At 69.4% G+C, this 24002-nt stretch carries 25 protein-coding genes; 10 read left to right on the forward strand and 15 right to left on the reverse strand.

Annotated elements, in window-relative coordinates; genetic code table 11:
* Positions 1-4: 4 nt before the first annotated feature.
* The 4 genes from VKQ35_RS08380 to VKQ35_RS08395 all read right to left on the reverse strand — a co-directional run bounded on the left by VKQ35_RS08380 (position 5) and on the right by VKQ35_RS08395 (position 3688).
* Positions 5-253, reverse strand: a complete 249-nt coding sequence (locus VKQ35_RS08380) for a DUF4170 domain-containing protein (protein WP_324360468.1) — start codon at positions 251-253, stop codon at positions 5-7.
* A 60-nt stretch (positions 254-313) separates the two neighbouring features.
* The gene (locus VKQ35_RS08385; RefSeq protein WP_324360470.1) at positions 314-1645 is read right to left on the reverse strand and encodes a TldD/PmbA family protein; all 1332 of its coding nucleotides are present in this window, start codon (positions 1643-1645) and stop codon (positions 314-316) included.
* A gap of 52 nt (positions 1646-1697) precedes the next feature.
* A complete protein-coding gene (locus VKQ35_RS08390) occupies positions 1698-2099 on the reverse strand; it encodes an MAPEG family protein (RefSeq protein WP_324360472.1) in 402 nt (133 codons plus the stop codon).
* A gap of 62 nt (positions 2100-2161) precedes the next feature.
* Positions 2162-3688 (reverse strand): UbiD family decarboxylase, encoded by a 1527-nt coding sequence (locus VKQ35_RS08395; protein WP_324360474.1) that lies wholly within the window; start codon positions 3686-3688, stop codon positions 2162-2164.
* 57 nt (positions 3689-3745) lie between these two features.
* On the opposite strand from VKQ35_RS08395, the gene VKQ35_RS08400 reads away from it, so the two are divergent.
* The 3 genes from VKQ35_RS08400 (at position 3746) to VKQ35_RS08410 (ending at position 5568) form a co-directional block, all read left to right on the forward strand.
* The gene (locus VKQ35_RS08400; protein ID WP_324360476.1) at positions 3746-3976 is read left to right on the forward strand and encodes a hypothetical protein; all 231 of its coding nucleotides are present in this window, start codon (positions 3746-3748) and stop codon (positions 3974-3976) included.
* 14 nt (positions 3977-3990) lie between these two features.
* Complete coding sequence (locus VKQ35_RS08405; protein WP_324360478.1) at positions 3991-4545, forward strand: lipocalin family protein; 555 nt, start codon at positions 3991-3993, stop codon at positions 4543-4545.
* Between the two features lie 75 nt (positions 4546-4620).
* Positions 4621-5568: an RDD family protein gene (locus VKQ35_RS08410; protein ID WP_324360480.1), complete on the forward strand. Its 948-nt coding sequence runs from the start codon at positions 4621-4623 to the stop codon at positions 5566-5568.
* 18 nt (positions 5569-5586) lie between these two features.
* Here VKQ35_RS08410 and VKQ35_RS08415 read toward each other — a convergent pair whose 3' ends face one another.
* The 6 genes from VKQ35_RS08415 to VKQ35_RS08440 all read right to left on the reverse strand — a co-directional run bounded on the left by VKQ35_RS08415 (position 5587) and on the right by VKQ35_RS08440 (position 11383).
* Positions 5587-6216 carry a PAS domain-containing protein gene (locus VKQ35_RS08415; RefSeq protein ID WP_324360482.1) on the reverse strand — a complete coding sequence of 210 codons (630 nt, stop codon included), beginning with the start codon at positions 6214-6216 and terminating at the stop codon, positions 5587-5589.
* A gap of 121 nt (positions 6217-6337) precedes the next feature.
* On the reverse strand, positions 6338-6688 hold the full coding sequence (locus VKQ35_RS08420) for an MmcQ/YjbR family DNA-binding protein (protein WP_324360483.1): 351 nt from the start codon (positions 6686-6688) through the stop codon (positions 6338-6340).
* A 12-nt stretch (positions 6689-6700) separates the two neighbouring features.
* Positions 6701-7282 carry a YdeI/OmpD-associated family protein gene (locus VKQ35_RS08425; protein WP_324360485.1) on the reverse strand — a complete coding sequence of 194 codons (582 nt, stop codon included), beginning with the start codon at positions 7280-7282 and terminating at the stop codon, positions 6701-6703.
* A gap of 298 nt (positions 7283-7580) precedes the next feature.
* On the reverse strand, positions 7581-8342 hold the full coding sequence (locus VKQ35_RS08430) for a PEP-CTERM sorting domain-containing protein (protein ID WP_324360488.1): 762 nt from the start codon (positions 8340-8342) through the stop codon (positions 7581-7583).
* A gap of 274 nt (positions 8343-8616) precedes the next feature.
* The gene (locus tag VKQ35_RS08435) at positions 8617-10395 is read right to left on the reverse strand and encodes a gamma-glutamyltransferase family protein (RefSeq protein ID WP_324360490.1); all 1779 of its coding nucleotides are present in this window, start codon (positions 10393-10395) and stop codon (positions 8617-8619) included.
* A 532-nt stretch (positions 10396-10927) separates the two neighbouring features.
* Complete coding sequence (locus VKQ35_RS08440; RefSeq protein WP_324360492.1) at positions 10928-11383, reverse strand: VOC family protein; 456 nt, start codon at positions 11381-11383, stop codon at positions 10928-10930.
* Positions 11384-11550: 167 nt separating this feature from the next.
* Between VKQ35_RS08440 and VKQ35_RS08445 the strand changes: the two genes are divergently transcribed.
* Complete coding sequence (locus VKQ35_RS08445) at positions 11551-12291, forward strand: hypothetical protein (protein WP_324360494.1); 741 nt, start codon at positions 11551-11553, stop codon at positions 12289-12291.
* A 19-nt stretch (positions 12292-12310) separates the two neighbouring features.
* Here the strand turns inward: VKQ35_RS08445 and VKQ35_RS08450 are convergent, their stop codons facing one another.
* Positions 12311-12835, reverse strand: a complete 525-nt coding sequence (locus tag VKQ35_RS08450) for a glycine cleavage system protein R (RefSeq protein ID WP_324360496.1) — start codon at positions 12833-12835, stop codon at positions 12311-12313.
* A 206-nt stretch (positions 12836-13041) separates the two neighbouring features.
* Between VKQ35_RS08450 and VKQ35_RS08455 the strand changes: the two genes are divergently transcribed.
* From VKQ35_RS08455 to VKQ35_RS08470, 4 genes are all read left to right on the forward strand, one after another.
* A complete protein-coding gene (locus VKQ35_RS08455; RefSeq protein WP_324360498.1) occupies positions 13042-15210 on the forward strand; it encodes a hypothetical protein in 2169 nt (722 codons plus the stop codon).
* 45 nt (positions 15211-15255) lie between these two features.
* On the forward strand, positions 15256-15735 hold the full coding sequence (locus VKQ35_RS08460; RefSeq protein ID WP_324360500.1) for a hypothetical protein: 480 nt from the start codon (positions 15256-15258) through the stop codon (positions 15733-15735).
* A gap of 47 nt (positions 15736-15782) precedes the next feature.
* Positions 15783-16907 carry an FAD-binding oxidoreductase gene (locus VKQ35_RS08465; RefSeq protein ID WP_324360502.1) on the forward strand — a complete coding sequence of 375 codons (1125 nt, stop codon included), beginning with the start codon at positions 15783-15785 and terminating at the stop codon, positions 16905-16907.
* A gap of 64 nt (positions 16908-16971) precedes the next feature.
* Positions 16972-17535 (forward strand): hypothetical protein, encoded by a 564-nt coding sequence (locus VKQ35_RS08470; RefSeq protein ID WP_324360504.1) that lies wholly within the window; start codon positions 16972-16974, stop codon positions 17533-17535.
* Here the strand turns inward: VKQ35_RS08470 and VKQ35_RS08475 are convergent.
* Positions 17532-18197, reverse strand: coding sequence for an FABP family protein (locus VKQ35_RS08475; protein WP_324360506.1), 666 nt, complete (start codon positions 18195-18197; stop codon positions 17532-17534). The genes VKQ35_RS08470 and VKQ35_RS08475 overlap by 4 nt on opposite strands.
* A 146-nt stretch (positions 18198-18343) precedes the next feature.
* Here VKQ35_RS08475 and VKQ35_RS08480 point away from each other — a divergent pair, with 146 nt between their 5' ends.
* Both VKQ35_RS08480 and VKQ35_RS08485 read left to right on the forward strand, forming a co-directional pair.
* The gene (locus VKQ35_RS08480; protein ID WP_324360508.1) at positions 18344-19357 is read left to right on the forward strand and encodes a Tim44 domain-containing protein; all 1014 of its coding nucleotides are present in this window, start codon (positions 18344-18346) and stop codon (positions 19355-19357) included.
* Positions 19358-19428: 71 nt separating this feature from the next.
* Positions 19429-20424, forward strand: a complete 996-nt coding sequence (locus VKQ35_RS08485; RefSeq protein WP_324360511.1) for an alpha/beta hydrolase — start codon at positions 19429-19431, stop codon at positions 20422-20424.
* Here the strand turns inward: VKQ35_RS08485 and VKQ35_RS08490 are convergent.
* From VKQ35_RS08490 to VKQ35_RS08500, 3 genes are all read right to left on the reverse strand, one after another.
* Positions 20421-21116, reverse strand: coding sequence for a sensor histidine kinase (locus VKQ35_RS08490; protein ID WP_324360513.1), 696 nt, complete (start codon positions 21114-21116; stop codon positions 20421-20423). The genes VKQ35_RS08485 and VKQ35_RS08490 overlap by 4 nt on opposite strands.
* A gap of 144 nt (positions 21117-21260) precedes the next feature.
* A complete protein-coding gene (locus tag VKQ35_RS08495) occupies positions 21261-22559 on the reverse strand; it encodes a Xaa-Pro peptidase family protein (RefSeq protein WP_324360515.1) in 1299 nt (432 codons plus the stop codon).
* Between the two features lie 30 nt (positions 22560-22589).
* Positions 22590-23942, reverse strand: coding sequence for a S1C family serine protease (locus VKQ35_RS08500; protein ID WP_324360517.1), 1353 nt, complete (start codon positions 23940-23942; stop codon positions 22590-22592).
* Positions 23943-24002 lie beyond the last annotated feature (60 nt).

The following is a 24002-nucleotide window of genomic DNA, read 5'->3' on the forward strand; positions in this document are numbered from 1 at the left end:
TCGATCAGTGATGATCGTGGTCGTGGTCGTCGGATTCCGGATCCAGCAGCTTGTGCGCGTGGATGATGAAATAGCGCATCAGCGCATTGTCGACGGTCTGCTGCGCCTTGCCGCGCCAGGCGGCGAGCGCCTGCCGGTAGTTGGGATAGGCGCCCACCAGGTCGACCTTGGTGAGGTCCTTGAATTCCGCGGGCCCTTCCAGCGAGTTCAGCTCGCCGCCGATCACCAGATGGAGGAGTTGTTTGTCAGGCATGGTCTCGTAACGCGTGAAGCGATTGTTGGCGCTGCCGATAGGCCTTGGGCGCGCCCGGGTCTAGAGCCCCGCGATGGCGAGCGCGTCGATCAGGATCGACGGCGCGTTGGCTGAACCCCGAATCTCCAGGTCGGCGCCCGGGACCAGGCGGGCGTAGATGTCGATCAAGTTGCCGGCGACGGTGATCTCATTGACCGGATAGGCGATCTCGCCGCCTTCGAACCAGAAGCCGGAGCAGCCCACCGACCAGTCGCCGGTGTTGCCGTTCAGCGAGGGGCCGAACATCGAGGTGACCAAGAGGCCCGCGCCGGCGTCGGCCATCAGTTCGGCCTGGTTCCGCGTTCCCGGCTGCAGGGTGAGGTTGGAGGTGCTGACGCCCGGTGGGCCGGCGAGGCCGCGCGAGGCGTGGCCGGTGGTGGTCAGGCCCAGCTGGCGGGCGGAGGACGAATTCAGCAGCCAGGTGGTCAGCACCCCGTCGTCGATCAGACTGCGCGCGCCATTGGCCACCCCCTCGTCGTCGAAGGGCGAGGAGCCGAGGCCGCGCGGGCGGTGCGGGTCGTCGGTGACGCTGACGCCCTTGGCGAACACCGGCTGGCCGAGCTTGTCCTTGAGGAACGAGGTGCCGCGGGCGATGGCCGGGCCGGAGATCGCGCCGATGAGCGGACTGAGGAGCGAGGCCGCCAAGCGGTTCTCGAAGATCACCGGGGCGGTGGTCGAGGCGATCTTGCGCGCGCCCAGCCGTCCGGCGGCGCGGCGGCCGGCCTCGGCGCCGATGTCGGCGGCCTTGGGCAGGTCGGCCTGCCAGCGCACGGAGCGGCCATCGTAGCCGGTCTCCATGCCGTCCGCGTCGCCGGCGATGGCCGAGGCCCCCAGCGAGAAGGACGAGGCGCGGTGCAGGCCGGAAAAGCCGGCGCTGGTCACCATCCGCCATTGTCCCGCCGACCAGGAGGCCGAACCGCCGTCGGAGTTGGTGACCTTCGGGACCGCGCGGGCGGCGTCCTCGGCGGCGCGCGCCTTGGCCTCCAGGGCTTCGGGCAGGGGCTCGGCGGGGTCGTAGAGATCGAGGTCGGCGAGCGGGCCCCGCGCGAGGCGCTCGGGATCGGCCAGGCCCGCGTAGGGATCGTCCGGCGCCAGTCTCGCCATGGCCACGCAGCGGGCCACCAGCTTCGCCCGCGCCTCGGCGCTGACGTCGGAGCCGGAGACGCTGGCCTGGCGCTTGCCGATGAAGACGCGCAGGCCGAGGTCGCGGCTCTCCTCGCGTTCGACTTCCTCGAGCGCGCCATTGCGCACGGTGATCGAGAGCGCCCGGCGCTCAGCGCCCACGGCTTCGGCCGCATCGGCTCCGGCGGCCAGGGCGGCGGCCACCACGTCGTTCAGCAGGTTTTCGTCCATCCGGGCCATATGGCCGAGCGGACGGCGAACAACAAGCTCAGGGGCCAGGACGCTAGGGGATGGCGTAGAAGATCAGCGCCACGCCGCCCAGGATATAGGCCACCCAGGTGGCGATCACGCCTGCCGAGCGCAGCACCGACGATCCGCCGCTGCGCGACAGGCCGATGGCGTGGGCCACGCGCCCGACGAACAGCGTCAGGCCCACCGCATGCACCACCATCGGCGGCGCGCCGGCCATGGCCAGGACCGCGATGGCGATCAGGCCGCCCGGCACATATTCGGTGGCGTTGCCGAAGGCGCGGATCGCCTGGGCCAGCTGCGGGATCTCGGCGTCGCCCAGCACCACCTGATGCTTGCGCCGCTGGCGCACCACCAGCACCGACAGCACCAGCAACAGGATCAGATGTAAGCCCACCCAGAGGGCGGCGGCATGAGCTGAAGGCGTTGCATCCATGGCGTTTTCCCCGTCAGCGCCAGAAGCCGCGCAGTTGGTCGCGCTTCGCGGGCGGGCGCAAGTCAGCCGACCGGCTTGCCGTCTCCCGGCAGGCCCAGGCGCGACCACATCTGCGTGACCGCCTCGACCGTGGCGTCGTCCATGGCGAGCTTGCGGCCCCATTCACGATGGGTCTCGGGCGGCCATTTGTCGGTGGCGTCGAGGCCGATCTTCGACCCCAGGCCGCTCTCTGGGCTGGCGAAGTCCAGGTAGTCGATGGGCGTGTTCTCGATCACCGTGATGTCGCGCGCCGGGTCCATCCGCGTGGAGACCGCCCACATGACGTCCTTCCAGTCGCGGGCGTTGATGTCGTCGTCCACGACGATCACCCACTTGGTGTACATGAACTGCCGAAGGTAGCTCCAGACGCCCATCATCACCCGCTTGGCGTGGCCGGCGTAGGCCTTCTTCATCGAGACCACGGCTATCCGGTAGGAGCAGCCCTCCGGCGGCAGCCAGAAGTCGACGATCTCCGGGAACTGCTGGCGCAGCAGCGGGACGAAGACCTCGTTCAGCGCCTCGCCCAGCACGCTGGGCTCGTCCGGCGGGCGGCCGGTGAAGGTGGTCAGATAGATCGGGTCCTTGCGCATGGTGATGGCGCTCACCTGGAAGACCGGGAACTTCTCCACGGAATTGTAGAAGCCGGTGTGGTCGCCGTAGGGCCCTTCGTCCTCGTAGTCGTCGAGCAGGACGTGGCCTTCGATGACGATCTCAGCCTGGGCCGGGACCAGCAGGGGCACGGTCTTGGCCGGAACCAGGTCGACCTTGGCGCCTCGCAGCAGGCCCGCGAACTGGTATTCCGAGAGCGTGTCGGGGACCGGCGTGACGGCGGCCAGGATGGTGCCCGGGTCGGCGCCGATCACCGCGCAGGCGGGCAGCGGCTCGCGCTTGCCTTGCGCCTTCCAGCGGCGGTGGTGCTGGGCGCCGCCGCGGTGCGCCAGCCAGCGCATGATGGTGGTGTCGCGGCCGGTCACCTGCATGCGGTAGATGCCCAGGTTGTAGTCGTCCTCGCGATCCGTCGAAGGTCCCTTGGTCACCACCAGCGGCCAGGTGATCAAGGGCGCCGGCTCGCCCGGCCAGCAGGTCTGGATGGGGAGCTTGCCGAGGTCGATCTTGTCGCCGGTCCACACCACCTGCTGCACCGGCGCGGACTTCACCGTCGCCGGGCGCATGGACATCACCGTCTTGGCGAGCGGCAGCATGTCCATGGCGTCCTTGAAGCCGCGCGGCGGCTCCGGCGCTCGCAGGAACGCCAGCAGTTCGCCGACCTCCCGCAGGTCAGCCGCCGTCGTCCGTTCGCGGCCTTCGAGCGTCACGCCCATCGCCACCCGCTTCACCGTGCCGAACAGGTTGACGAGGCAGGGCATGGGCGAGCGCTCGCCGTCGGCCCGGATGACGTTTTCGAAGAGCACGGCCGGTCCGCCGTGATGCAGCAGGCGGCGGTGAATCTCGGTCATCTCAAGCACGGTCGAGACCGGCTCGGTGACGCGCACCAGTTCGCCGGCGGCTTCGAGCTTCTTCAGGAAATCCCGCAACGACTTATAGGCCATGATCCCTCGCCGCGCGGACCCTAGAGGGGCGTGGCGGCGCGGTCTAGGATCGGCGCCATGACGCGCATCGACCTCGAGGACCTGCCGCCGAAAGTCGCCGCCCTGCTGGTGGGCGTTGCAACCGGCGAGGAGGTTCTGCTCGTACAGAAGGGTGTGGTGGTGGGCCGCCTGACCGCCGGCGCCGCCGCGCCCGCGCCTCAGGCCGGGGCCGAGCCGCCGCTGGCGCCGGAGGAGAACGCCAAGGAGATTTTCGAGCAGTTCCGCTCGGCGATAGAAGACGAGTTCTAGAGGGGCGAGAGACGATGAAGACGACCGTTCGGGCGGCCAGCGCCGCGGTGCTGCTGGCGGCCTTTGTCAGCGTGAATGCGGCCCGGGCCGAGGCGCCCAAGGCGCCGGAACCCGTCAAGCCGGTGGACGCCGCCAGCTTCTTCGCGGGCCGCTGGTACGAGATCGGGCGCACGCCCATGTCGCTGACCGACGGCTGCGTCGCCGGCTACACCGACTATCTGAAGACGGGCGATGGCGGCCTCACCCAGCGCGACGCCTGCCGCGACAAGACGCCCGCCGGCAAGGAGAAGGTGATCGCCGGCCCCTTGAAGATCCTCAACCCCGGCCAGAACACCAAGGTGCACGTCAGCTACCGCTTCGCCGGCCTGATCCCGATCGCGCGCGAGTACTGGATGCTCGACCATGGCGACGGCTGGTTCATCCAGGCCACGCCCGACATGAAGATGATCAACATCTACACCCGCGACCCCAGGCCCTCGCCGGACCAGGTCGTGCAGCTCACCGAGCGCACGCGGGCGCTGGGCTACGATCCCGGCAAGCTCGAGTTCCCGCCGCTGCAGCCGAAATAGGCGGCTCATTCGCCACCTTGGTGTTGCGGTTGCAAACCCCGGTTGCACGGCTACGGTGGCGCTTGGGGGGAGCGCATGACGGACGAACAGACGGCAAAGTCGCGCTCCGTGGGGTGGCGCCGGGTTGGGGCCTTCGTCATCGACAGCGTTGTCGTCGGCCTCATCGGAGTCGTGCCGGGATTTGCGGCCTTCGACGCGATGGCGCGGATGGGCGAGTGGGCCCGGCTGATCGGCCTCGCCATCGCCGTCGTCTATTTCGGACTCTTCGCCACCCGGCTCGGCGGGGGCCGCACGCCCGGCCAGCGAGCTCTGGGCCTCAAGGTCGTGGGCCGCGACGGTCAGCCGCCGGGCCCGGCTCGGGCCGCGCTCCGCGCGGCGATCCTCGCGGCCCCATTCGTCCTCAACGGCGTCTCGCTGAACGGGACGGAGGGCGGCGTGCTCGCCATTGCGGTAGCCATGATCGCCGGCGCGCTGCTGTTCGGCCTCGGTCTGGCTCAGCTCTATCTGCTTCTCTTCAACGGTCCGGAGCGGCGGCTGGCGCACGATCTCGTAACCCGCACGGCGGTGGTTGCGGCCGATCGCACCGAACCGCTTGGTCCGGCCCGCAAGCTGCCCGTCCGCATCGCCGCGGGAATCTTCGCGGTCGTGTTCATGCTGCTGGTCGGCGTGTCGGTCTACTTCGAAGCCAACACCACCGTCCTGGCCGCGTCTCGCGATCGTCTCAGCAAAGTTGAGCGTCTGCAGGAGGTGATGAGCGCGACCGCAGGCGAGAACACCACCGCCGCCGCCACCTTGCAAACGGGCACAACCGTCACCCATGCCGTCTTTGTCGCAGCGCGGCTGAACCGCTGGCCGAAGGATCCGAACGCCGAGGTGCGGCGGCTGGCCCAAGCCGCCCTGGCCGCGGCGCCGCTGGCGTCAGGGCAGCGGCTGTTCGTCAGTTTTACCTACGGCTTCAGCATCGGCTTCGGGAGCGGCTGGCGGAGTTATGGCAGAGCGGTCGATACGCCGCCGGCGACGTAGGTTTGCTCAGACGATCGCTCAGGCCGCCGAGGAGCGGGCCTGGATGACCTGCTCGGTCACCTCGTCGACCAGGTGTTGCAGGAAGATCAACCGGCCGGCGGCGTTGAACAGCGCGGTATTGGCGTGGCGCCAGTAGCGCTTCACGAAGGCGCCGTCGGCGTCGCGCACGTCGTAGCGCATCGGGGCCATGTGATCCGGCTGGCCGGTCTCGGCGACCCTGCGCATCGAGGCGTAGATCTGCCAGGTCCCGTCGGCGGTCGCGTCGTTGGGGTTGTCGGGGAAGAGCGTGAACAGCGGCTGGCCCTCGATCTGATGGCGCGACAGGCTGGTGGCCTGCTCGAAGGCGGTGTTCACCGCCACGAAGCTGAGGCCGGGCGCCGGGTCGATCAGATAGGCCACCTGAGGCCAATCCTCGAACTTCGCCCGGAACTCGCCGGTCAGCCGCGCGCGGTCGGCCGCGAGCTGCGCCTGCGCGCCGATCGGCCAGGGCCGCGCGCCGACGCCCTCGGCCTCGGCCGCGTAGAGCGCCAGCTCCCGCTCCACCGTAGACAGCATGACCGTAAGGCGGTCCCGCTCGCCGGGGTCCTTCGCCTCCGCCAGCCGGGCGCGATAGCGCTCGGCGTTCTGCTGCAAAACGAAACGCTGCACGCGACTGCTCCTGGCCAACGACACGCGCCGGACCGGCCCCAGTCGTGGGGTGAACGATCGACAAACGCAACCTCAGGACGTTATCAGACGGCGGTCGCCTCAGTCCCGAACGGCAGGCGGGTCAAGACGCCGCAGCCTGCGCCTCCCAGGCCTTCACCGCGGCCTTCTTGGCGATCTTGCGGAAGCGGCGTTCGAGGAAATTGCGGAACGAGCCTGGGTGCAGGCTGTCGATCCGCGCCAGCACACAGGGGTAGTCCCTGTAGTGGGCGGTGAAGTGGAAGGTGCCGGGCTCGGCCTCCATCAGCATCTCGCGCTCGTCCAGGCTCACCTCCATGATCACCATCGAGGCGTCGTCGCGGCGCAGGCGGGTGAAGAACTTGCCGTTCAGCTTGTAGGCGGGCGAGCCGTAGCTCATCCCCTTCTCCACGCCGGGGAAGCTCATGACGATGGCTTCCATCTCCGCAGGCGTCACGTTTTTCGCACCTTATTGGGGCTCCATCTGGGTTGCGGTGGCCATCCTGCGCCCCTGCGCCGAAGCGTCAATCAAGAGCGCGAGCCGTCTGGCCTGGGTTCCTTCGGTCTTGCCCGCGAGGATCCGGTGGACGGTCAGCTTGCGGTAGCCGGGCGGCTGGGCCTGGAAGAAGGCCCAGGCCTTGGCGTTGGCCTTGAACAGCTTTGTCTGCTCGCGGCTGAGGTCGGAGGCGGCGCGTTCGTAGGAATAGACCTTGGTGCGGCCCTTGCCGGCCTCCCAGGCCGCGCGGCCGGCCGGCGCGATGCGGCCTTCGGCGTCCAGCTCGGCGAAGCGCTTGAGGTTCACCTGGCTCCAGATGCCCGTGGGCTTTCGTGGGATAAAACGGATGCGGTAGGCCGTCTCGTCGATCCGATGGCGCACCCCGTCGATCCAGCCGAAGCAGAGCGCCTCGTCGACGCTCTGCGGCCACGTCATCGAGGGCTTGCCGGAACCCACCTTCCAGAAACCGACCGAGAGCTCGGCGGCGGTGGCGTGATGGGCTTCCAGCCACGCCCGCCATTCGGGCGATGTCGCGAAGAAGGTGGGAGCGGTCACTTCGAACTTCTCACCTGATCGTCATCCCCCGGCTTGTCCGGGGGACCCATGATCTCCGCTTTTGGCCAAGGATGTCACGGCATCGCCACCGCGAAACTTGCGGCTCTGAGATGATGGGTGGCGCAGACAAGCCGGGCCATGACGATCAAAAAAGCGGGTCAGTACGCCAACGCGGTCCCGTCCTTGCGCCTCTCGGTGGATTGGCAGGGCCGGTCAACACCGACAGCCTAACGCAAACGAAAACGGCGGCCCACAGGCCGCCGTCCCCGAGGCTCCGTCGGGAGCCAAACTTGATTGCCTAGGCTGTGGCCGCCGTCGCGCGGCGGCGCCGCAGCATCGAGCCGGCGCCGAAGAAGCCCATCAGCATCAGGCCCCACACCGCAGGTTCCGGCACGCCGGGAGGCGGCGGCACGCCGAGGTCGATGTTGGCCAGATCGCCTGTGATGACGCCGCTGTGCACATCGAACGGCGATTCGGAGAAGCCCTTCTGATCCAAACCCTCCCAGCCGACGAAATGGCCGGTCGCGTTGGTGGTCGGGCTGAAGACCGCGAAGACGGCATCGGTATCATAAAGGCCACCGGAGACCGTCGCGGTGAAGGTCACATCGAAATTGCCCGGTTGCGCGTACCAGTAGGAGCCGCCGCCATCGACGCAGCCCACGTTGGCCGGCTGGCCGCAAAGCGGGTCATTGATGTGGTAGGGCGACGGGTCGTGGTATTCGTCGTCGTAGTCGTAGGCCGCCAAATTTCCCGCCGAGGTGCTTCCGTCGACCCCGGGAAGACTGCCCCAGCTGAGCTGGGTCGAGCCGGCGCCCAGGTTGCCGAGATTTACCGTCAGGGAGATGCCGTTGTTTACGCCCTGATACCCGTGCAACACCATCTTGGCATTGTTCAGCGTGCCCCCCGTCGAGTTCTGGATGACCAGCACCGGCGTGTCGAACTGGGAAAGACAGTCGTAGCAGCCATCGATGGTCGCCACGGTGGTCGCGCTGGCCGGCGTGACCATCGCCAGCGTAAAGCCGGCGAAAATGAGGGCTCCTAGAGCCGCGAGCGTTTTCATCGTCATAGTCCCCGCGCAACGACCCGGGCAACCCGAGTCCTACCAACCCCCGCCAACGACACGTCGGAAGCGAGATCGTCGTAAATTAAGACTCCATAATGAAGTTCGGTAAACCACGTTCTTCGGATTCCCGTCAGTTTCAACTGTGAGGAGAATCTTGAATGTTCAATGACATGGGGGAATTCGAGGCGCCTATTTAGGCATGTCGGGCGCTTTACCGTCGCGCGCGAAGGCTCGCCGGCAGGGGTCACGGACGCCCGCGACGGCGGCCGGCTCAATAGGCCAGCGCCGCGCCGTCCTTGCGCATTTCGGTGGCGGCGGCGTAGCGGCCGGGGTGGCGCTGGATCGCCTCGTAGCCGCCATAGACGCCGGGGTTCGGGCCGAGCTTCCAGCCGATCTCCGCCAGCGCCTTCTTCGACGCGTCGGGCACGCCGCTTTCCAGGTTCAGCGTCCCCAACGGCCCCAGGTCCTCGCCGGTCGGTTCGTGGCCGCCCTCGTGGTGCCAGCGGGGGCTGTCGCCGGCCTCCTGCAGCCCCAGATCGAAGTCGACGATGTTGGAGACGATCTGCGCCTGGCCCTGCGGCTGCATGTCCCCGCCCATGACGCCGAAGCTCATCAGGGGCTCGACGCCGCCTTCGCCCTTCCGGGTCGCGAAGCCCGGGATGATGGTCTGGAACGGCCGCTTGCCCGGCGCATAGATGTTCGGGTGACCGTCCTGCAGCGCGAACAGCTCGCCCCGGTTCTGGAACATGAAGCCCAGGCCGTCCGGCATCAGGCCCGAGCCCATGCCGCGGTAGTTGGACTGGATCTGGCTCACCATCATCCCGTCCTTGTCGGCGACGGTGAAATAGGTGGTGTCGCCGTGGCTGGGCGCCTGCCCAGCGTAGGCCGGGATGAGGATCTTGTCCGGCCGGATCAGCTTGGCGCGCTCGCGCGCATACTCCTTCGAGAGCAGCCAGTCGGTCGGCTGCTTGTAGAAGTTGGGGTCGGCGTAGAACTTCGCCCGGTCCTCGAAGGCCAGCCGCTTGGCTTCCACCTCGTGGTGGATCGCCGCCGCCGACTGGAAGCCCATCCCCTTGATGTCGAACTGCTCCATGATGTTCAGCATCTGCAGCGTGACCAGGCCCTGGCTGTTGGGCGGCAGGCCCCAGACGTCGGTCCCGCGGTAGTTGATCGAGCGCGGCTCCACCCATTCGGTGTGGTGGGCGGCGAGGTCGGCCTTGGTCATCCAGCCGCCGATGCGCTTGAAATAGGCCTCGATCCGGTCGGCGATCTCGCCCTCGTAGAAGGCGCGCCCGCCGCCTTCGGCGATCAGCCGGTAGGTGTGGGCCAGCATCGGATTGCGGAAGATCTCGCCCTCGCGCGGCGTCTTGCCGTTCGGGACCCACAGCGCGTTGAAGTTGGCGACTTCCTCGATCCTGTTCTCGGGCTTGTTGAAGGTGCGCTGCGAGCCACCGACGTAGAAGGCGACGTTCTGGACGATCGGCGCGCCTTCCTCGGCGTGGCGGATGGCGGGCTGGAAGAGGTCCTTCCAGGGCAGCTTCCCGAACTTGCCGTGCAGCGTCCACCAGGCGTCGACCGCGCCCGGCACGCTGACCGAGACCGCACCGAAGGAGTTGATCAGCCCCTTGGCGTTGGCGCGCTTGCGCTGTTCGGCGAGTGTGAGGCCCTTTGGGCTGCGGCCCGAGCCGTTCAGGCCCAGCACCTTCTTCTGCCTGGGGTCCCACAGCATCACGAAGCAGTCGCCGCCGACCCCGCAACTGATCGGCTCGCCGAAGCCCAATACCGCGTTGGCCGCCACCGCCGCGTCCACCGCCGAGCCGCCGGCCTTCAGCATCTCGATGGCCGCCAGGGTCGCCAGCGGATGGGCCGTGGCCGCCGCGCCGTGGATGCCCCAGGCCGCCGACCGGCTCGCCCAGGTCGCCCCATCGATCCGGTCGCCGCCATGCACGTCCGGCCGGTCGCGGTTGGGGTTTTCCTGGCGCGACGTGGCGAAGGCGCGGCCGGCGAACGCCGCGGCGGGCACAGCGGCGATGAAGTTGCGACGGTTCATGGTGGGGCCCCGGCTGACATAGGCCTAGTGTTAGCGGAGGCCGACGAAGCGGGCGAGAGGGCCCGCTGCTGGTTCAATTGCAGTGGGCCGAAAGGTCCGCTTCTGGGATCGATGCCAAAGTCCGCTTTCGACCCATAGCGGACATTCTCCAGAGTCTGTGTACGGTGAAGTTTCATCAACCGCTGGGGGGCGGCATGGATACTTCGAGGTCTGGGGGCGCGATGGCGCTCGGGGTCGCCGTCGGTCTTGCGATGGGACTAGCGGGGGGTGCGCTCGGTGCGCCCAATGGATGGCGGGACGTGGGCGACCACTACGAGATGGGCTGGACGGTGCTCATATCGGGTAAACCGATCTGCTCTGACCCGTATGTCCGCCCCGGTGAGCGCGAGATCGAGTGCCGCTCCGCGAAATGGACGCAGTAGCTAGCGACCACCCACACGAGGCCAACCTCACCAAGGTCTGGCGGTGATCGTCTCGCCGGCCCAGGCGCGTGGTCCATCGGCGGCGGGTCGGCGTCGGGCATCGGGGACGGCTACCGATTGTTCCCCAGCGGCTGCGCCAGTCCGATGAGAATTCCCTCCGGACCGCGGATGTAGCAGAGGCGATAGGCGTCCTCGTACCGCACCACCTCGCCGACGAGCTGGGCGCCGTGCTCGCGCAGTCGGGCCAGGGTGTCGTCGATGTCGCTCACCGTAAACATGGCGCGCAGGTAGCCGAGCGCGTTCACCGGGGCGCCCCGATGATCGGCGACGACGGCGGGCCGGAGGAACCGCGAGAGCTCGAGGCGGCTGTGGCCGTCGGGAGTGACCATCATGGCGATTTCGACGCACTGATCGCCCAGCCCGGTGACGCGTCCGGCCCATTCGCCCTCGATGGTGGCGCGGCCTTCGAGCGTCAGGCCGAGCTCGGTGAAGAAGGCGACGGCGTCGTCGAGCGACTCCACGGCGATGCCGATGTTGTCCATCCGCATGAGTCTGCTGTTGGTCATGGCTTCACTCGTGTCCCGGCGATGGCGCCGCCGGCCCCGTCAAAATTGTACACTTCAACGCGCCAGCCACCCCTCTAGTCTGCCATCGGCCGGCGGCGCATGCGCGACCGGTCCGGGGAAGGCGGCGGCGCGCGGATCGCCGCCAAGACGACGGGGGCGTCGGGATCATGTCGACCATCACTCTGCCCGTTCAGGCCGACCGCAGGGTCACGCTGGTCTGGATGCTGGGGATCTGGGCCTTCGCCCTGTTCGGGTTCGGGGCCGATGTCGCGCGCTTCCTGCACGAACAGCCGGCGCCGCCGCCGATCCTGGCGCTCCACGGCGCGTTCAGCGTGGCCTGGCTGGGCCTGGTTTCGACGCAGGTCATGCTGGCCGAGACCGGCAATATCCGGCTCCATCGCAAGTTGGGCTGGGCGGTGGTCGCGGTGTCGGCGGCGATGGTCCCGCTGGGCGTGGTCGCCGCCCTGGTCGACATGGCGCGGCAGGTCGGCCACCCCGACTATGCGCCGCAGTTCCTGGGCGAGGAGTTCCAGGACATCTTCGCCTTCGCGGTCTGCACGGCCGCCGGGGTGGCGACGCGCCGGAACCGCGCCGATCACAGCCGCTTCATGGTCATCGCGGCCATAGCGCTCGCCGACGTCGGGCCCGGCCGCATCGCGACGAACCTGATCAGCGCGACCCCCGACAATCCGCTCTCGGTCTGGCTGACCTACTATTGGGGAACGGCCCTGCTGCTGCTCGCCATGTTCGCGTGGGACCTGATCCGGCATCGCCGCGTCACGCGGTCGCTGGCGTTGGGCGCCGCTCTGCTGTGGACCGGCGAAGCCATCATGTCGGTGCTGTTCTTCTCGCCGGCGTGGAAATCGGCGATGGCCGGCCTGGTGCGGGCCTGGGGCTGGGCAGGGTAGGCGCGGGCGCCGAGCGCGGTCAGGCCACCTCGCTGGGGGTGAGCGCGATATCGACCATGATCTCGCCGGAGATGTCCTCCAGCGCGGCCTGGACCTGCGAGGGGCCGAGCGCCGGGGGCAGGCGCAGGCGGGCTTCCATGTGGAACAGCGGCGCGCCGGAGTGCGGCTCGGCGCTGATGCGGGTCTCGAAGTCCTCGATGTTGACCGCCAGGCGGCTGAGGATCGCGGTGACCTGGTGGACGATCCCCGGCTGATCCTGGCCGACTAGGCTGAAGTGGACGGCGTCGCCGGCGGGTCCCGTCGCCTCGACCGCAGGCGTGATCCGCACCTCCAGGCCGTGGGCGTCCACCGCCTGGACCGCCGCGCGCAGCCGCTCGACGCCGTCGGCCGCCAGCTCGACCAGCACCGAGCCCACATAGAGCCCGCCCAGCCGGCTCAGGTGGCTCTCCAGCCAGTTGCCGCCGCTGGCCAGCACCGCGGCCGCCAGCGCCTGGGTCAGGCCCGGCCGGTCGCTGCCCATCACACTCAAGATCAGCGTCGCCATCGGCCGCCTCCTTAGATGCCTCGCCGCCTAGGCGCCCGCGCGCAAGGGCGATGTCAAGCGGGGCGCCTCGCGCCCGGCGGGCCTCGCCTAACCTTGGCGAGAGTCGAGAAATTACACACGCACCGGTGGTTGATCCTTCAATCGGGATAACATAGGTTTTCCGATGGGGAACGCCGGCGCCTGCGCGCCGCGAAACGGGGGGCGCGATGAAACCGCCACAGACTGCGCAGCAGCGCGAGGCGGACACCGCCAAGCTGAACGGCCTGCAGAAGGCTTGGCTCGACGTGGCCCACGCCTTTGCGCAGCTCGGCGCGGTGCCGCTGATCGCGGGGCTCCTGGCCCTGGTGGCCTATCTCCTGCTGGGCACGCCCCAGGGGCCGGACCTGACCAATACGGTCAGCGTCGGCACGCCCTACTTCGCCCAGGACCTGATCATGCTGAGCCTGGCCAGCCTCTGGCTCGGCGGCGAGGCCTGGTTCTGGTCGCGGCGCATGGTGGACGACGCCTGCCCGGGCGGCCGCAGCACCTGGAAGCCGCAGTGGCTGCTGGCCTGGTTTCCGCGTTTCCTGGGCGCGGCGCCCTTCCTGATCGCCGCCCTCGCCTTCGCGCTCAACCGCGGCGACACGACGGTCACGGCCTGGCTGCTCGCGGGCCTGGGCGTCGCCTTCCTGGTGATGTTGCGCGTGCGCACCGCCTTGCTGGCGCGCGCGCCAGGCCTCACCGCACACCTGAATCGCCTGCCGGACATCATCGTCATCGCAGGCTGGGTTTTCGCCGGCGCGACCCTGGCGTGGGTCTCATTCGACCCCGTGCGCCCGGCGCGCTTCGTCGGCGCGATCGGGGTCGTCTACTTCGGTGTCGGCATGATCATCGCGGTCATGTCCTCGCTCATCCACTGGGGCCGCTCGTGGCGCCTCCCGGTCCTGGGCGCGATGATCCTCTGGGCGGTGATCCTCACCGGGCTGGGGACCTGGCTGCAGGACAACCACGCCGTGGGCCGCCGCGCCCTGCTGGGCCGCGGTTACGACATCGGCGGTCAGCCGGTCGCGACCCGCCGCATCTTCGACGACGCCTTCGCGGCCTGGTACGCCAACGCGCCGGTGGGTCCGGACGGCGTGAACAAGCCGATGATCGTGGTGGCCGCCGCCGGTGGCGCGTCGCGCGCCGGCTACTGGGCCGCCGAGGTCCTGGGCCACCTGCAGCAGGTCTCCCACGGACGCTTCGCCGACAGCGTCTTCGCGGTCAGCTCGGTCTCCGGCGGCTCGGTCGGGGCGGCGGCCTTCGTCTCGCAGCTGCGCGATCAACCGGAGCCTCCGAAGGGATTCCGCAACGCCGTGCGCAGCGCCGCCGGCGGCGACTATCTCAGCCCCGCGCTGGCAGGCGTGCTCTATCCTGACCTCGCCCAGCGCTTCTTGCCCACCATCCCGGTCGGCGGCGGCAAGGTCATCGCCTTGCCCGACCGCGCCGAGGGCCTGGAAAAGGCGTTCGAGCTCACCTGGGCGGAGCATTGCGCGGACAAGGTCTGCCAAGACCCCGATCTCTGGACCAAGCCGTTCACGACGCTGTGGGCGGGGTCCGGGCCCCGCGTGCCGCTGTGGTTCGTCAACGGCGCGCGGGAGGAGGACGGCCGCCGCGTCCTGACGGCGCCGGTGCAGATCACCTCGGACTATTTCCCCGACGCGGTGGACTTCTTCGTGCTCACCGGCGGGCGGGACCTGTCGATCTCCAGCGCGATCCACAACGGCGCGCGTTTCCCGCTGGTGAGCCCCGGCGGGACGTTGCTGGGCGGCGACGGCCGGCCGCGCGGCCACATCCTGGATGGCGGCTATTTCGAGAATAGCGGCGTCACCACCGCCGGCGACATCGTCCGCGCGGCCACGCACATCGCCGCGCTCAGGGGTTACAAGATCCGGCCGATCCTCATCGAGCTCAACAACGACAGCGCCACGCGCGTCGACAGCCCCGCCCTCTACCGCGGGTCGAAGCCCCAGCCGCCCATCACCCTGGCGCAGGCGCAGACCCACTACTTCCTCGCCGACCTTCTGGGCCCGCTTGGCGGCATCACCTCCAGCAACGACGGGCGCGCGACGCCGGTGTCCATCGCCATCTCGCGCGAGGTCGGCGACGACTACCTGCTCATCCACCTCTGCGACGTCGACGAGCACGGCAAGCCGAGCAGCCGCCGCGCGCCGATGGACTGGGTGCTGTCCGACAGCGCCAAGAAGGCCATGAGCTGGGCCGACGAGCTCGCCCATGGGCGCGACTATTGCGGCAATCGCGCCGCTTTCGGGCGAATCCTCGACGCCCTGCCGAAGACGCGCGCGGTGGGGGCCGCCGCGGCGCCGACAGCTCTGGGCGCCCCGCCCCGCCGGTAGGAGGGTATTTACATGCGTAGTCCAAGTGGATTACATATGTAAATCATGAAGCCTGCCGCCGCGTTGTCCGCCGCCCTGCTGCTCGCCGCCTGCCAGCGCGGGCCGTCGACCGAGGCGCAGCTGACGGCGCGGCAGCAGGCGGTGGACCCGCCGTCCCTGTGGCTGATGGAGGACGCGGAGGTGAGCGCAAAGGGCGCGGTCAGCGGCGCGGCCTGGGTCTGCGCCGACACGCCCATGCACAGGACCTTCGCCAAGACCAATCCTGAGATCGGCGGCGGGCCCTGCATCGAGACGGCGCCGCCGGTCATTCGGCGGGGATTCTCAGCTCTCCGCTGCGAGGCGGACGGGCGGCGCTTCGCCATCACCTCGCAGACGCAGGGCGATCTGGACCGCGATTTTCAGGTGACCGTCATGGTGACGCCGCTCAGCGCCGATCTGGGCCCGGCGCGGACCACGCGCCACTATCGCCGCCTGGGCGCCTGTCCGGCCGGCTGGCGGGTCGGGGACCTGCAGCTGCGGCATTGACCGGCGATTTTGCTTCCTGGGGCGCGAGCGGCTAGCGTCGCGCGGGCATGGCGGGCGAGGTTTTCGACTATCTGATCGTCGGCTCCGGCATGGCCGGGGCCGGGGCGGCCTATGAGCTGGCCGACGGCGCCCGCGTGCTGCTGCTCGAGCGCGAGGACGCTCATGGCTACCACACCACCGGACGCTCGGCGGCGCTCTACTCCGAGGTCTACGGCAATGCGATGATCCGCGGCCTGACGCGGGCCAGCCGGCCGTTTTTCGAGGCGCCGCCGGAGGGCTTCGCCGCCCATCCGCTGCTGAGCCCCCGCGGCTGCCTGTACGTCGGGCGGCCCGATCAGGCCGACGCGCTCGCCGCCATGCTGGCCGCGGAGCCCGGCGCGCTACGGTTCGTCAGCCGCGAGGAGGTGCTGGCCCTCGTGCCGGCGCTGCGCCCCGGCTATGTGGGCTCCGGCCTGCTCGAGGATGGGGCCATGGACGCCGACGTGGAGGCGATCCACCAGGGCTTCCTGCGCGGCGCCAAGGCGCGGGGCGTGGAGATCCGGCTGGGACAGGAGGTGGTGGCCATCACGCCCACGGCCGAGGGCTACTCGGTGGGCACGGCGTCCGGCGAGACCTTCGCGACCCGGGTGCTGGTCGACGCCGCCGGCGCCTGGGCCGACGTGGTGGCCGGGCTCGCCGGCGTCCGGCCTATCGGGCTCACACCCATGCGGCGCACGGCGATGATCATCGACGGGCCGCCGGGCGCCGACGTGCGCGCCTGGCCGATGGTGATCGACGCCGACGAGGACTTCTATTTCAAGCCCGACGCCGGGCGTCTGTTGGTTTCGCCCGCCGATGAGACGCCCGCGGAGCCGCACGACGCCTGGGCCGACGAGATGGACGTGGCGATCGGCATCGAGCGGGTGCAGACCGCCGCCGACATCCCGGTGCAGCGGATCGTGCGGTCCTGGGCGGGCCTGCGCAGCTTCGTCGCCGACCGCTCGCCGGTGATCGGGTTCGACGCGGAGGCGCCGCGCTTCTTCTGGCTGGCCGGGCAGGGCGGCTATGGCGTGCAGACCGCGCCGGCCGCCGCGCGCGCCGCCGCCGCCCTGGCGCGCCGCCAGGCCTTGCCCGCCGACATCGCCGCCGAAGGCGTCACCGCGCAGGCGCTGTCGCCAGATCGGCTCCGCTAGTTTGCAAAGATCGCGACGCGCTCAGGCCTTGTTCCCGTCCATCTTGGGCGGCAGTGTCGCGGCGATGCGTAGTTTCATCTTCGTCCTGACCGGCGCCCTGTTCGCCACAGCCGCGCACGGCCAGCCGGCCGCCCCGGCCAAACCGGCGCCCGTGCTGCCGGGACACGAGGTCTCGCCGGTGACGGTCTCGCCGCCGACCGCGGCGCCGAAGATCGTGAAGTCCTATCCGGCCGCCGGTCAGGCGCTGCAGGCCGGCATACTGGTGCTGACCGTCACCTTCGATCAGCCGATGGTGAAGACCGGTTTCGACTTCGGCTGGGCCGCCGGCAGTCCGAAGCTCAACTGCCTGAAGACGCCGCGCCTGCTGGACGACAACAAGACCTTCGTCCTGCTCTGCACCAGCGAGCCGCAGAAGACCTACAACCTGACCTTCAACGCCCAGACGCAGGGCGGCTTCGAGAATGTCGCCGAGCACAGGGCGGAACCCGCGAGCCTCACCTTCACGACCACCGACGGCGACGGGGCCGAGGACATCCACCAGGCGATGAAGAACGCCAACCTGCGCCCCATCGACCTGCCGATCCAGGACACCCCCGAGCTTCCGCCCGAGCCCGCGAAGCAGCCCTAGGCGGTCCTGGCCGCGGCGATCAGCGCCAGGGGATTGGGCGTGGGTTCGGCCACCTTCACCAGGGTGTTGCGGTCGCGGTGGCGGAAGGGCTCGGCCTGGCCGCGGACGCTCAGCATGGTGTCGGAGACGTAGGACCAGCTGCCGTCCGGATTGAAGGTGATGGTCAGCTCGAAGCTGTCGGTGCGGAACGCGTGCTCCAGGAAGCCGGTGGAGACGATGCCGTAGTCCGTCTCGCCGCGCCGCGCCGCGACCTTCAGGCTGGAGCCGTCGGCGCTCGCCCGGCCGGCGGACAGCGCCGCCTGGCCGCGCGGGATTGTCAGGCTCTGCAGGATCAGGCCGGTCGCCGGCTCATAGCTCCAGTAGCCGACCTGGTCGTGGAAGGTGATGTCCTCTTCCTCGGTGTTGATGTGGATGTGGTAGCGCAGGCCGTAGAACAGCTGCGGGCCGTTGGCCTGCGGGTCGATGGGCTGCAGCTCGATGCGCTCCAGAAAGGCCCGCCGCTCCGGCCCGTCGGCCTTGGGGTTGAGGTCGACGCCCTTGCGGCCCTCCCAGATCCCGGCGAGCCGGGTCAGCGGCCCCAGGTTCGCCAGCGTGTCGGGGTCGACGTCTTCCGGCTCGGTGAAGATGTCGTCCGGCCAATCCTGAGCAGGGAAGGGATTCATCGCGGCCCCCGGTTGTCTTTCGCCTCGATACCTCGGGGGTGCGGCCGCTGGGGTCAAGGGCTGCGAACACCACCTCGTGATCGCTCGCCTCATCTGGAAGCCGCCGCGGCGGCGACTTACATATGTGAGGTCAGGGAGATTCTTGAATGACCACCCGTCTTTGGCCCAAGGTCAGCGCCGTGCTCGGCGTCGCCTTGGCGCTCAGCATGATCGTCGCCCAGCCGGCGGACGCCCGGCGCGGCGGCAGCTTCGGCAGCCGCGGCTCGCGCACCTATTCGCAGCCCGCGCCCACCGCCACCGCGCCCGGCTACACCGCGCCCGTGCAGCGCTCGATGACCGCGCCCGGCGCGGCGCCTGGCGGGGCCTATGCGCCCCGGCCCGGCATGCCCGGCTACGCCGGCTATCAACCCGGCTTCGGCATGCGCAGCGGCATGGGCGGCTTCTTCGGCGGCCTGCTGGCCGGCGGTCTGATCGGCGGCCTGTTCGGTCACGGCTTCGGCGGCGGCTGGGGCGGCAGCGGTTGGGGCGGCGGCGGTGGCGGCTTGCTGACCATCATCATCCAGCTGCTGATCCTGTTCTTCATCGTGAACCTGGTGATGCGGATGTTCCGCAGGCGGGCCGGCTATTCCGCGTTTGACGCCCAGCCGGCGTTCGGCGGCCCCGCGGGCCCCGGAGGCTTTGGGAGCGGCGGCGGTTTCGGCGGCGGGCCCTCGGCCGCGCCCTTCGTGCCGACCACGGGCCCGTCCTGGGACATCCCGATCTCGCCGCAGGACCAGGCCCAGTTCGAGACCCTCTTGAAGGAGGTGCAGGACGCCTTCGGGCGCGAGGACTACGCGGGCCTTCGCGAGCGCTGCACGCCTGAGGTGATGAGCTATCTGTCCGAGGAGCTCAGCGAGAACGCCACCCACGGCCGCCGCAACGAGGTCACCGGCACGCGCCTGCTGCAGGCCGACGTCGGCGAGGCCTGGCGGGAGGGCGATGTGGACTACGCCACCGCGTCGATGCGCTACGAGAGCATCGACATCATGCGCGACCGGGTGAGCGGCGCGGTGCTGTCGGGCGACCCCAACACGCCAACCCAGACCACCGAACTGTGGACTTTCGCGCGGCACATCGGCGGCCCCTGGAAGCTCTCGGCGATCCAGGAGACGCGGGCCTAGCGTCGCACGTCTTCCCACCTTGCACCCGCCGCCGCCTTCGATAGCGTGGCGGCGGGCGAGGGATGATCCACATGGGACTTGCGAAGATGGCGGCGGCCGTGCTGGCCCTGGCGCTCGCGGCGCCGATGGCGGCGCACGCCGACCCCAACCCCTGGTGGAGCGGTTTCATCGGCCAGGGAAAGCTCGTGCCGCTGGGCGATGGCCGCGCGCTGTATCTCTATTGCGAAGGCGCCGGCGCTCCCGTGGTGGTGATGGACTCCGGCCTGGGCGACGACGCCTCCAGCTGGCGCCAGGTGCAGGACCAGATCGCGGCCAAGGCCAAGACCCGCGTCTGCGCCTATGACCGCGCCGGCTATGGCCGCAGCACCGGTCCCGCCGGTCCGCGCGACACCAAGACCGAAGCCGCCGACATCGCCCAGATGCTGCAGGCGGCCAAGCTGCCGGGGCCCTACGTCCTGGTCGGCCATTCCATGGCCAGCTTCAATCTGCGGCTCTTCGCCTACCAGCATCCGAAAGAGGTGGCCGGCATCGTGCTGGTCGATCCTTCGGCCGACAACCAGATGGCGGTGATCGCCGCCAATTCGCCCAGCACGCTGAAGATGCAGGAGGCGCAGAACGCCCACACCCACGCCTGTGCTGCCCCCGACGCCTCGCCGGCGATGCTGAAGAGTTGCGCCGGGCCGCCGCCCGCCGACCTGCCGCCGGAGCTGTCAGGCAAGGGCGTCGGCATTCCGCCCGCCGGCTACTACGCCGCCCAGGCCGCTGAGCTGGACGCCTTCGCGACCATCGATTCCAAGCAGACGGTGGCGGCGAAGCGCAAGCTCGGCGCGATGCCGCTGATCGTGCTGACCGCGTCCGACACCACCAAGGCGCCCGGCCTGCCGCAGGCCGAGATCGACGCCGGCGCCAAGGCCTGGAGCCGCCTGCACGACGAGATCGCCGCGCTCTCGACCAAGGGCGTGAATCGTCTGGTGGAGGGCTCGGGCCACTACATCCAGAAGCAGAAGCCGCAGGTGGTGATCGACGCCGTCGCCGAGGTGGTGGCCGCCGCCCGCGCTAACCGCTAGCCGCCGGGCGGCGAGAACGAGCGCGGGGCCGACGCCGCGCCGGAGGGCAATGGCGCGGTGATCGTGAACCGCGCGCCATTGTCGCTGACCGCATGGAACGTGCCGCGAAGCTGACGCACGATCGCCTGCAGGATGGTCATGCCCAGGCCCTGGGCGCGGGCGATATCGAAGTCCTTGCCCAGCCCCTGGCCATCGTCCGAGACCACCAGCACGAGGCTATCGCCGCGCCGGCGGCAGACGATGTAGAGGGCGCCGCGATGGCCCCAGGGGTAGGCGTGCTTGGCGGCGTTCATGGCCAGCTCGTTGGCCGCGATGGCCAGCTGCTGGGCGGTCTCCGCCGCCACCACGACAGCATCGGATTCCACCGAGCAGTACAGCCCCGTCGTGTCGCCGATCAGTTTACCAAACTCGCTGAGGAAGGGGTCCAGGTCGACGCCCGAGGCGCCGTGGTGGACGGCCAGGAACCGGTGCATCTGGCCCACGGCCGACAGCCGCTCGGCGGTTTCCACCAGGGCCGCGCGGGCGTGGGCGTCGGCGACGCGGCTGTGCTCGAAGATCAGGAAGTCGGCGGCCAGCTGCAGGCTGTTCGCCAGGCGGTGATCGAGCTCGCGATGCTCGTCCTGCCGCGTCCGGGACGTGGGCCCGGCGGCAAGACTGGCGTGGTCTGTCGTCGTGGGTCCTGAGGGCGTCAAGACGGTCTCCGCTTGGTTGGCCCCCCAACCTGTCGGGCGCTCATCAAGGCGTGGGAAGGTGAGGAAGGGGTAAAGGAACGCGGTTACCGGCCGGCCTTTCGTGCGCGGTAACCAAGGTTTCTTCGCCGACAGGGTTAAGCGGCCTCAGATCGGGTCTTCGATCGACCGCGCCAGCGGGGTGAACAGCTTGGGCCCGTCCAGCGTCATGTGCCAGCAGTCCTCCAGCCGGATGCCGAATTCGCCGGGGATGTAGATGCCGGGCTCGTCGGAAAAGCACATGCCGGGGGCGAGCGGCGTCATGTCGCCGTGCACCAGATAGGGCGGCTCGTGGCCGTCGAGGCCGATGCCGTGGCCGGTGCGGTGCGACAGCCCCGGCAGATGGTAGCCGGGCCCCCAGCCTTCCTTCTCGTAGTAGGCGCGCACGGCGTCGTCGATCGCGCCCACTGGCGTTCCCAGGTTGGCGGTGGCGAGCGCGATCTCCTGGCCCTTCTTCACCGTCGCCCAGACCTTGCGCTGCTTGGCGCTCGGCTGGCCCATGACCCAGGTGCGCGAGATGTCGGACTGGTAGCCATGCACGGTGCAGCCCACGTCCATCAGGATCGTCGAGCCTTCGCGCAGCGTCTGCTTCTGGCGGCTGCCGTGCGGATAGGCGCTGGCCTCGTTGATCAGCACCAGGCTGAATTCCGGCGCGCCGCCCAGGGCGACGGTGGCGGCGTTCATCATCTGGCCAATCTCGCCCGGGCTCATGCCGGCCCGGACATTGGCGTGGACATGCTTCAGGGCCGCGAGCGTGATGTCGTTGGCGGTCTGCATCAGCGAAAGTTCCGCGGGCGATTTGATCAGCCGCACCTGCTTCACGAGCGCGTCGCCGGACACCACCCGATAGGCGCCCGCGCCCGCCTCGCGGACGCCATCGACGATGAACAGGCGGGTGGTGGACTCAAACGCGATGTCGCCGCCCATCACGCTCCTGTCCTTCATGGCGCCGACCATGCGGGCGAAGGGGCTCTCGTGCTCGTTCCAGGGCCGCACGTCGCCGCCGACCTCGAGCGTTTCGCGGACCGAGGGCTCCTCGAAGGCCGGTGTGACGAGGACCACCTCGCCTTTCACCGGGATCACCGCGGCGGTGGTCCGCTCCGAGCGGCGCCATTGGACGCCCGTGAAGTATTCCAGGCTGGAGCCGCTTTCGATGATCATGGCGCCCACGCCCTTGGCGGCCATGGCGCGCTGCAGCGCAGCGATCCGCGCGCGCCGCTCTTCCGGCGTGATCGGCCGGGCGCCCGCGCTCAGCGACTTCAGGCCGCGCATGGCGGGATCGGCGCCTGGGGCGGGGGCCCGCGCCTGGGCGAGAGCCTGGTTGAGGCTCTGAGCGAGGGCCGCGGGTGGAAGCAGGGCGCCGGCCCCCAGGCCTGCGGCGGCAGTGAGGAAGGCGCGACGGCGCATGGGGTCTCCGGTTCGGCTCAGGGCTTCAAGTCAGGGCTTTCGGGCAGTCTGACCCTGAGTCGCCTGCGCCGCCACTGCCGCGCTTGGGGCCGCCGGCGCAGTCAGGGACAGGGCGCGTAGCGCGTCGCCGATGGGGATGAAGAAGTTGAGGCCGATGGGCGTACCGGTGGGCGCCAGGCCGGAGTGGGTGATCCCGATCACCCGGCCCTTGTCGTCGAGCAGCGGGCCGCCGGAATTGCCGTGGGTCACCGCCACGTCACTCTGGATGTAGGGCAGGCCCTCGCGCTCGCGGAGCGCCGACACGATCCCCTTGGTCATGGTGTTCTGCTGCGCCTCGCCGAGCGGCGAGCCGATGGCGAAGACCGCGTCGCCCTGCTGCACCTGGCCGAGGTTGAGGTCGAGCGGCGCGCGGCCATGGGCGTCCGCCTTGATCAGGGCCACGTCGCGCCGGGGATCGCTGCGGATCACCTCGCCCACGGTCTCGGAGCCGTCCGACCATTTCAGCTTCACGTATTTTGTCCCGCCGACCACGTGCTGGTTGGTGATCAGATAGCCATCGTTCGAGACCAGGAAGCCGCTGCCGGATCCGTCGGCGGCGAAGACGACGGCGACCCCGCTCGCCGCCTGGCCGAGCGAAAGGTGTGCGACGCCGCCCTGCAGACTTATGGGCGTCAAGGTCGGCGACGTGGCAGGGCCGGTCGCCCCCTGCGGTGTCGTCACCAACTTGCGGATCTCGGCGTTGGACAAGAACTGCCGAACGTTCTCTCGGAAGCCTTCATAGACGGCCGGCAGGAAACTGGTCCCAAGCCGGGTCTTGTAGTCTGCGCCGCCACTGGTGGTGATCTTGGCGATCACCTTGCGTTCGAGGGTCGAATAGATCTCCCAGTTGGTGGTCATGACTACGGTGCCTGGCACACCGTCGCGATTGAAGAGGTTGGGGCAGTCGATGCAGAATCGACCTTCAATGTCGGTGATCAGGACGCCCACTTTCAGGTCCGCGGAACCGCCGGCGTCGGCGAACACGCTGTCCGAGGCGGCCGCGTCGAACCCGGCCTTCTGCAATTCCTCGTCAAAGACGTTCTTGAACGGCGCCGGCTGTTCCTGCACCCGCCCGGAATTCCACGTCATCAGCCGGTTGACTGGCGAAGTGTCGCCCTCGGCCCTTATGGTCCACGAGGTGTAGGCCAGCGCCCAAGCCTCGCCATTCGGCGGTTGAATCACGATCCTGACGAACTGTAGCGGTCGAGGATGGGCATCTGCTGCCAGTGGCGTCACCGACGTGGGCGGCGGCGCATTCAGATGGCGCAGCGTCTTGAAGTCCGCCCCGTGCGCCGTTCCGCTCGCGAAAGCCAGCGCCACCGCCAGCCAAGCCAACCGTTTCATGCGTCTCCCCCCGAAGGACCCGCAAACTATCAAACCCTTGCGGGATGAATAGTCCGTCGC

The sequence above is a fragment of the Phenylobacterium sp. genome, assembly GCF_035309685.1.
In the GTDB taxonomy this organism is placed as follows: Bacteria; Pseudomonadota; Alphaproteobacteria; order Caulobacterales; family Caulobacteraceae; genus Phenylobacterium.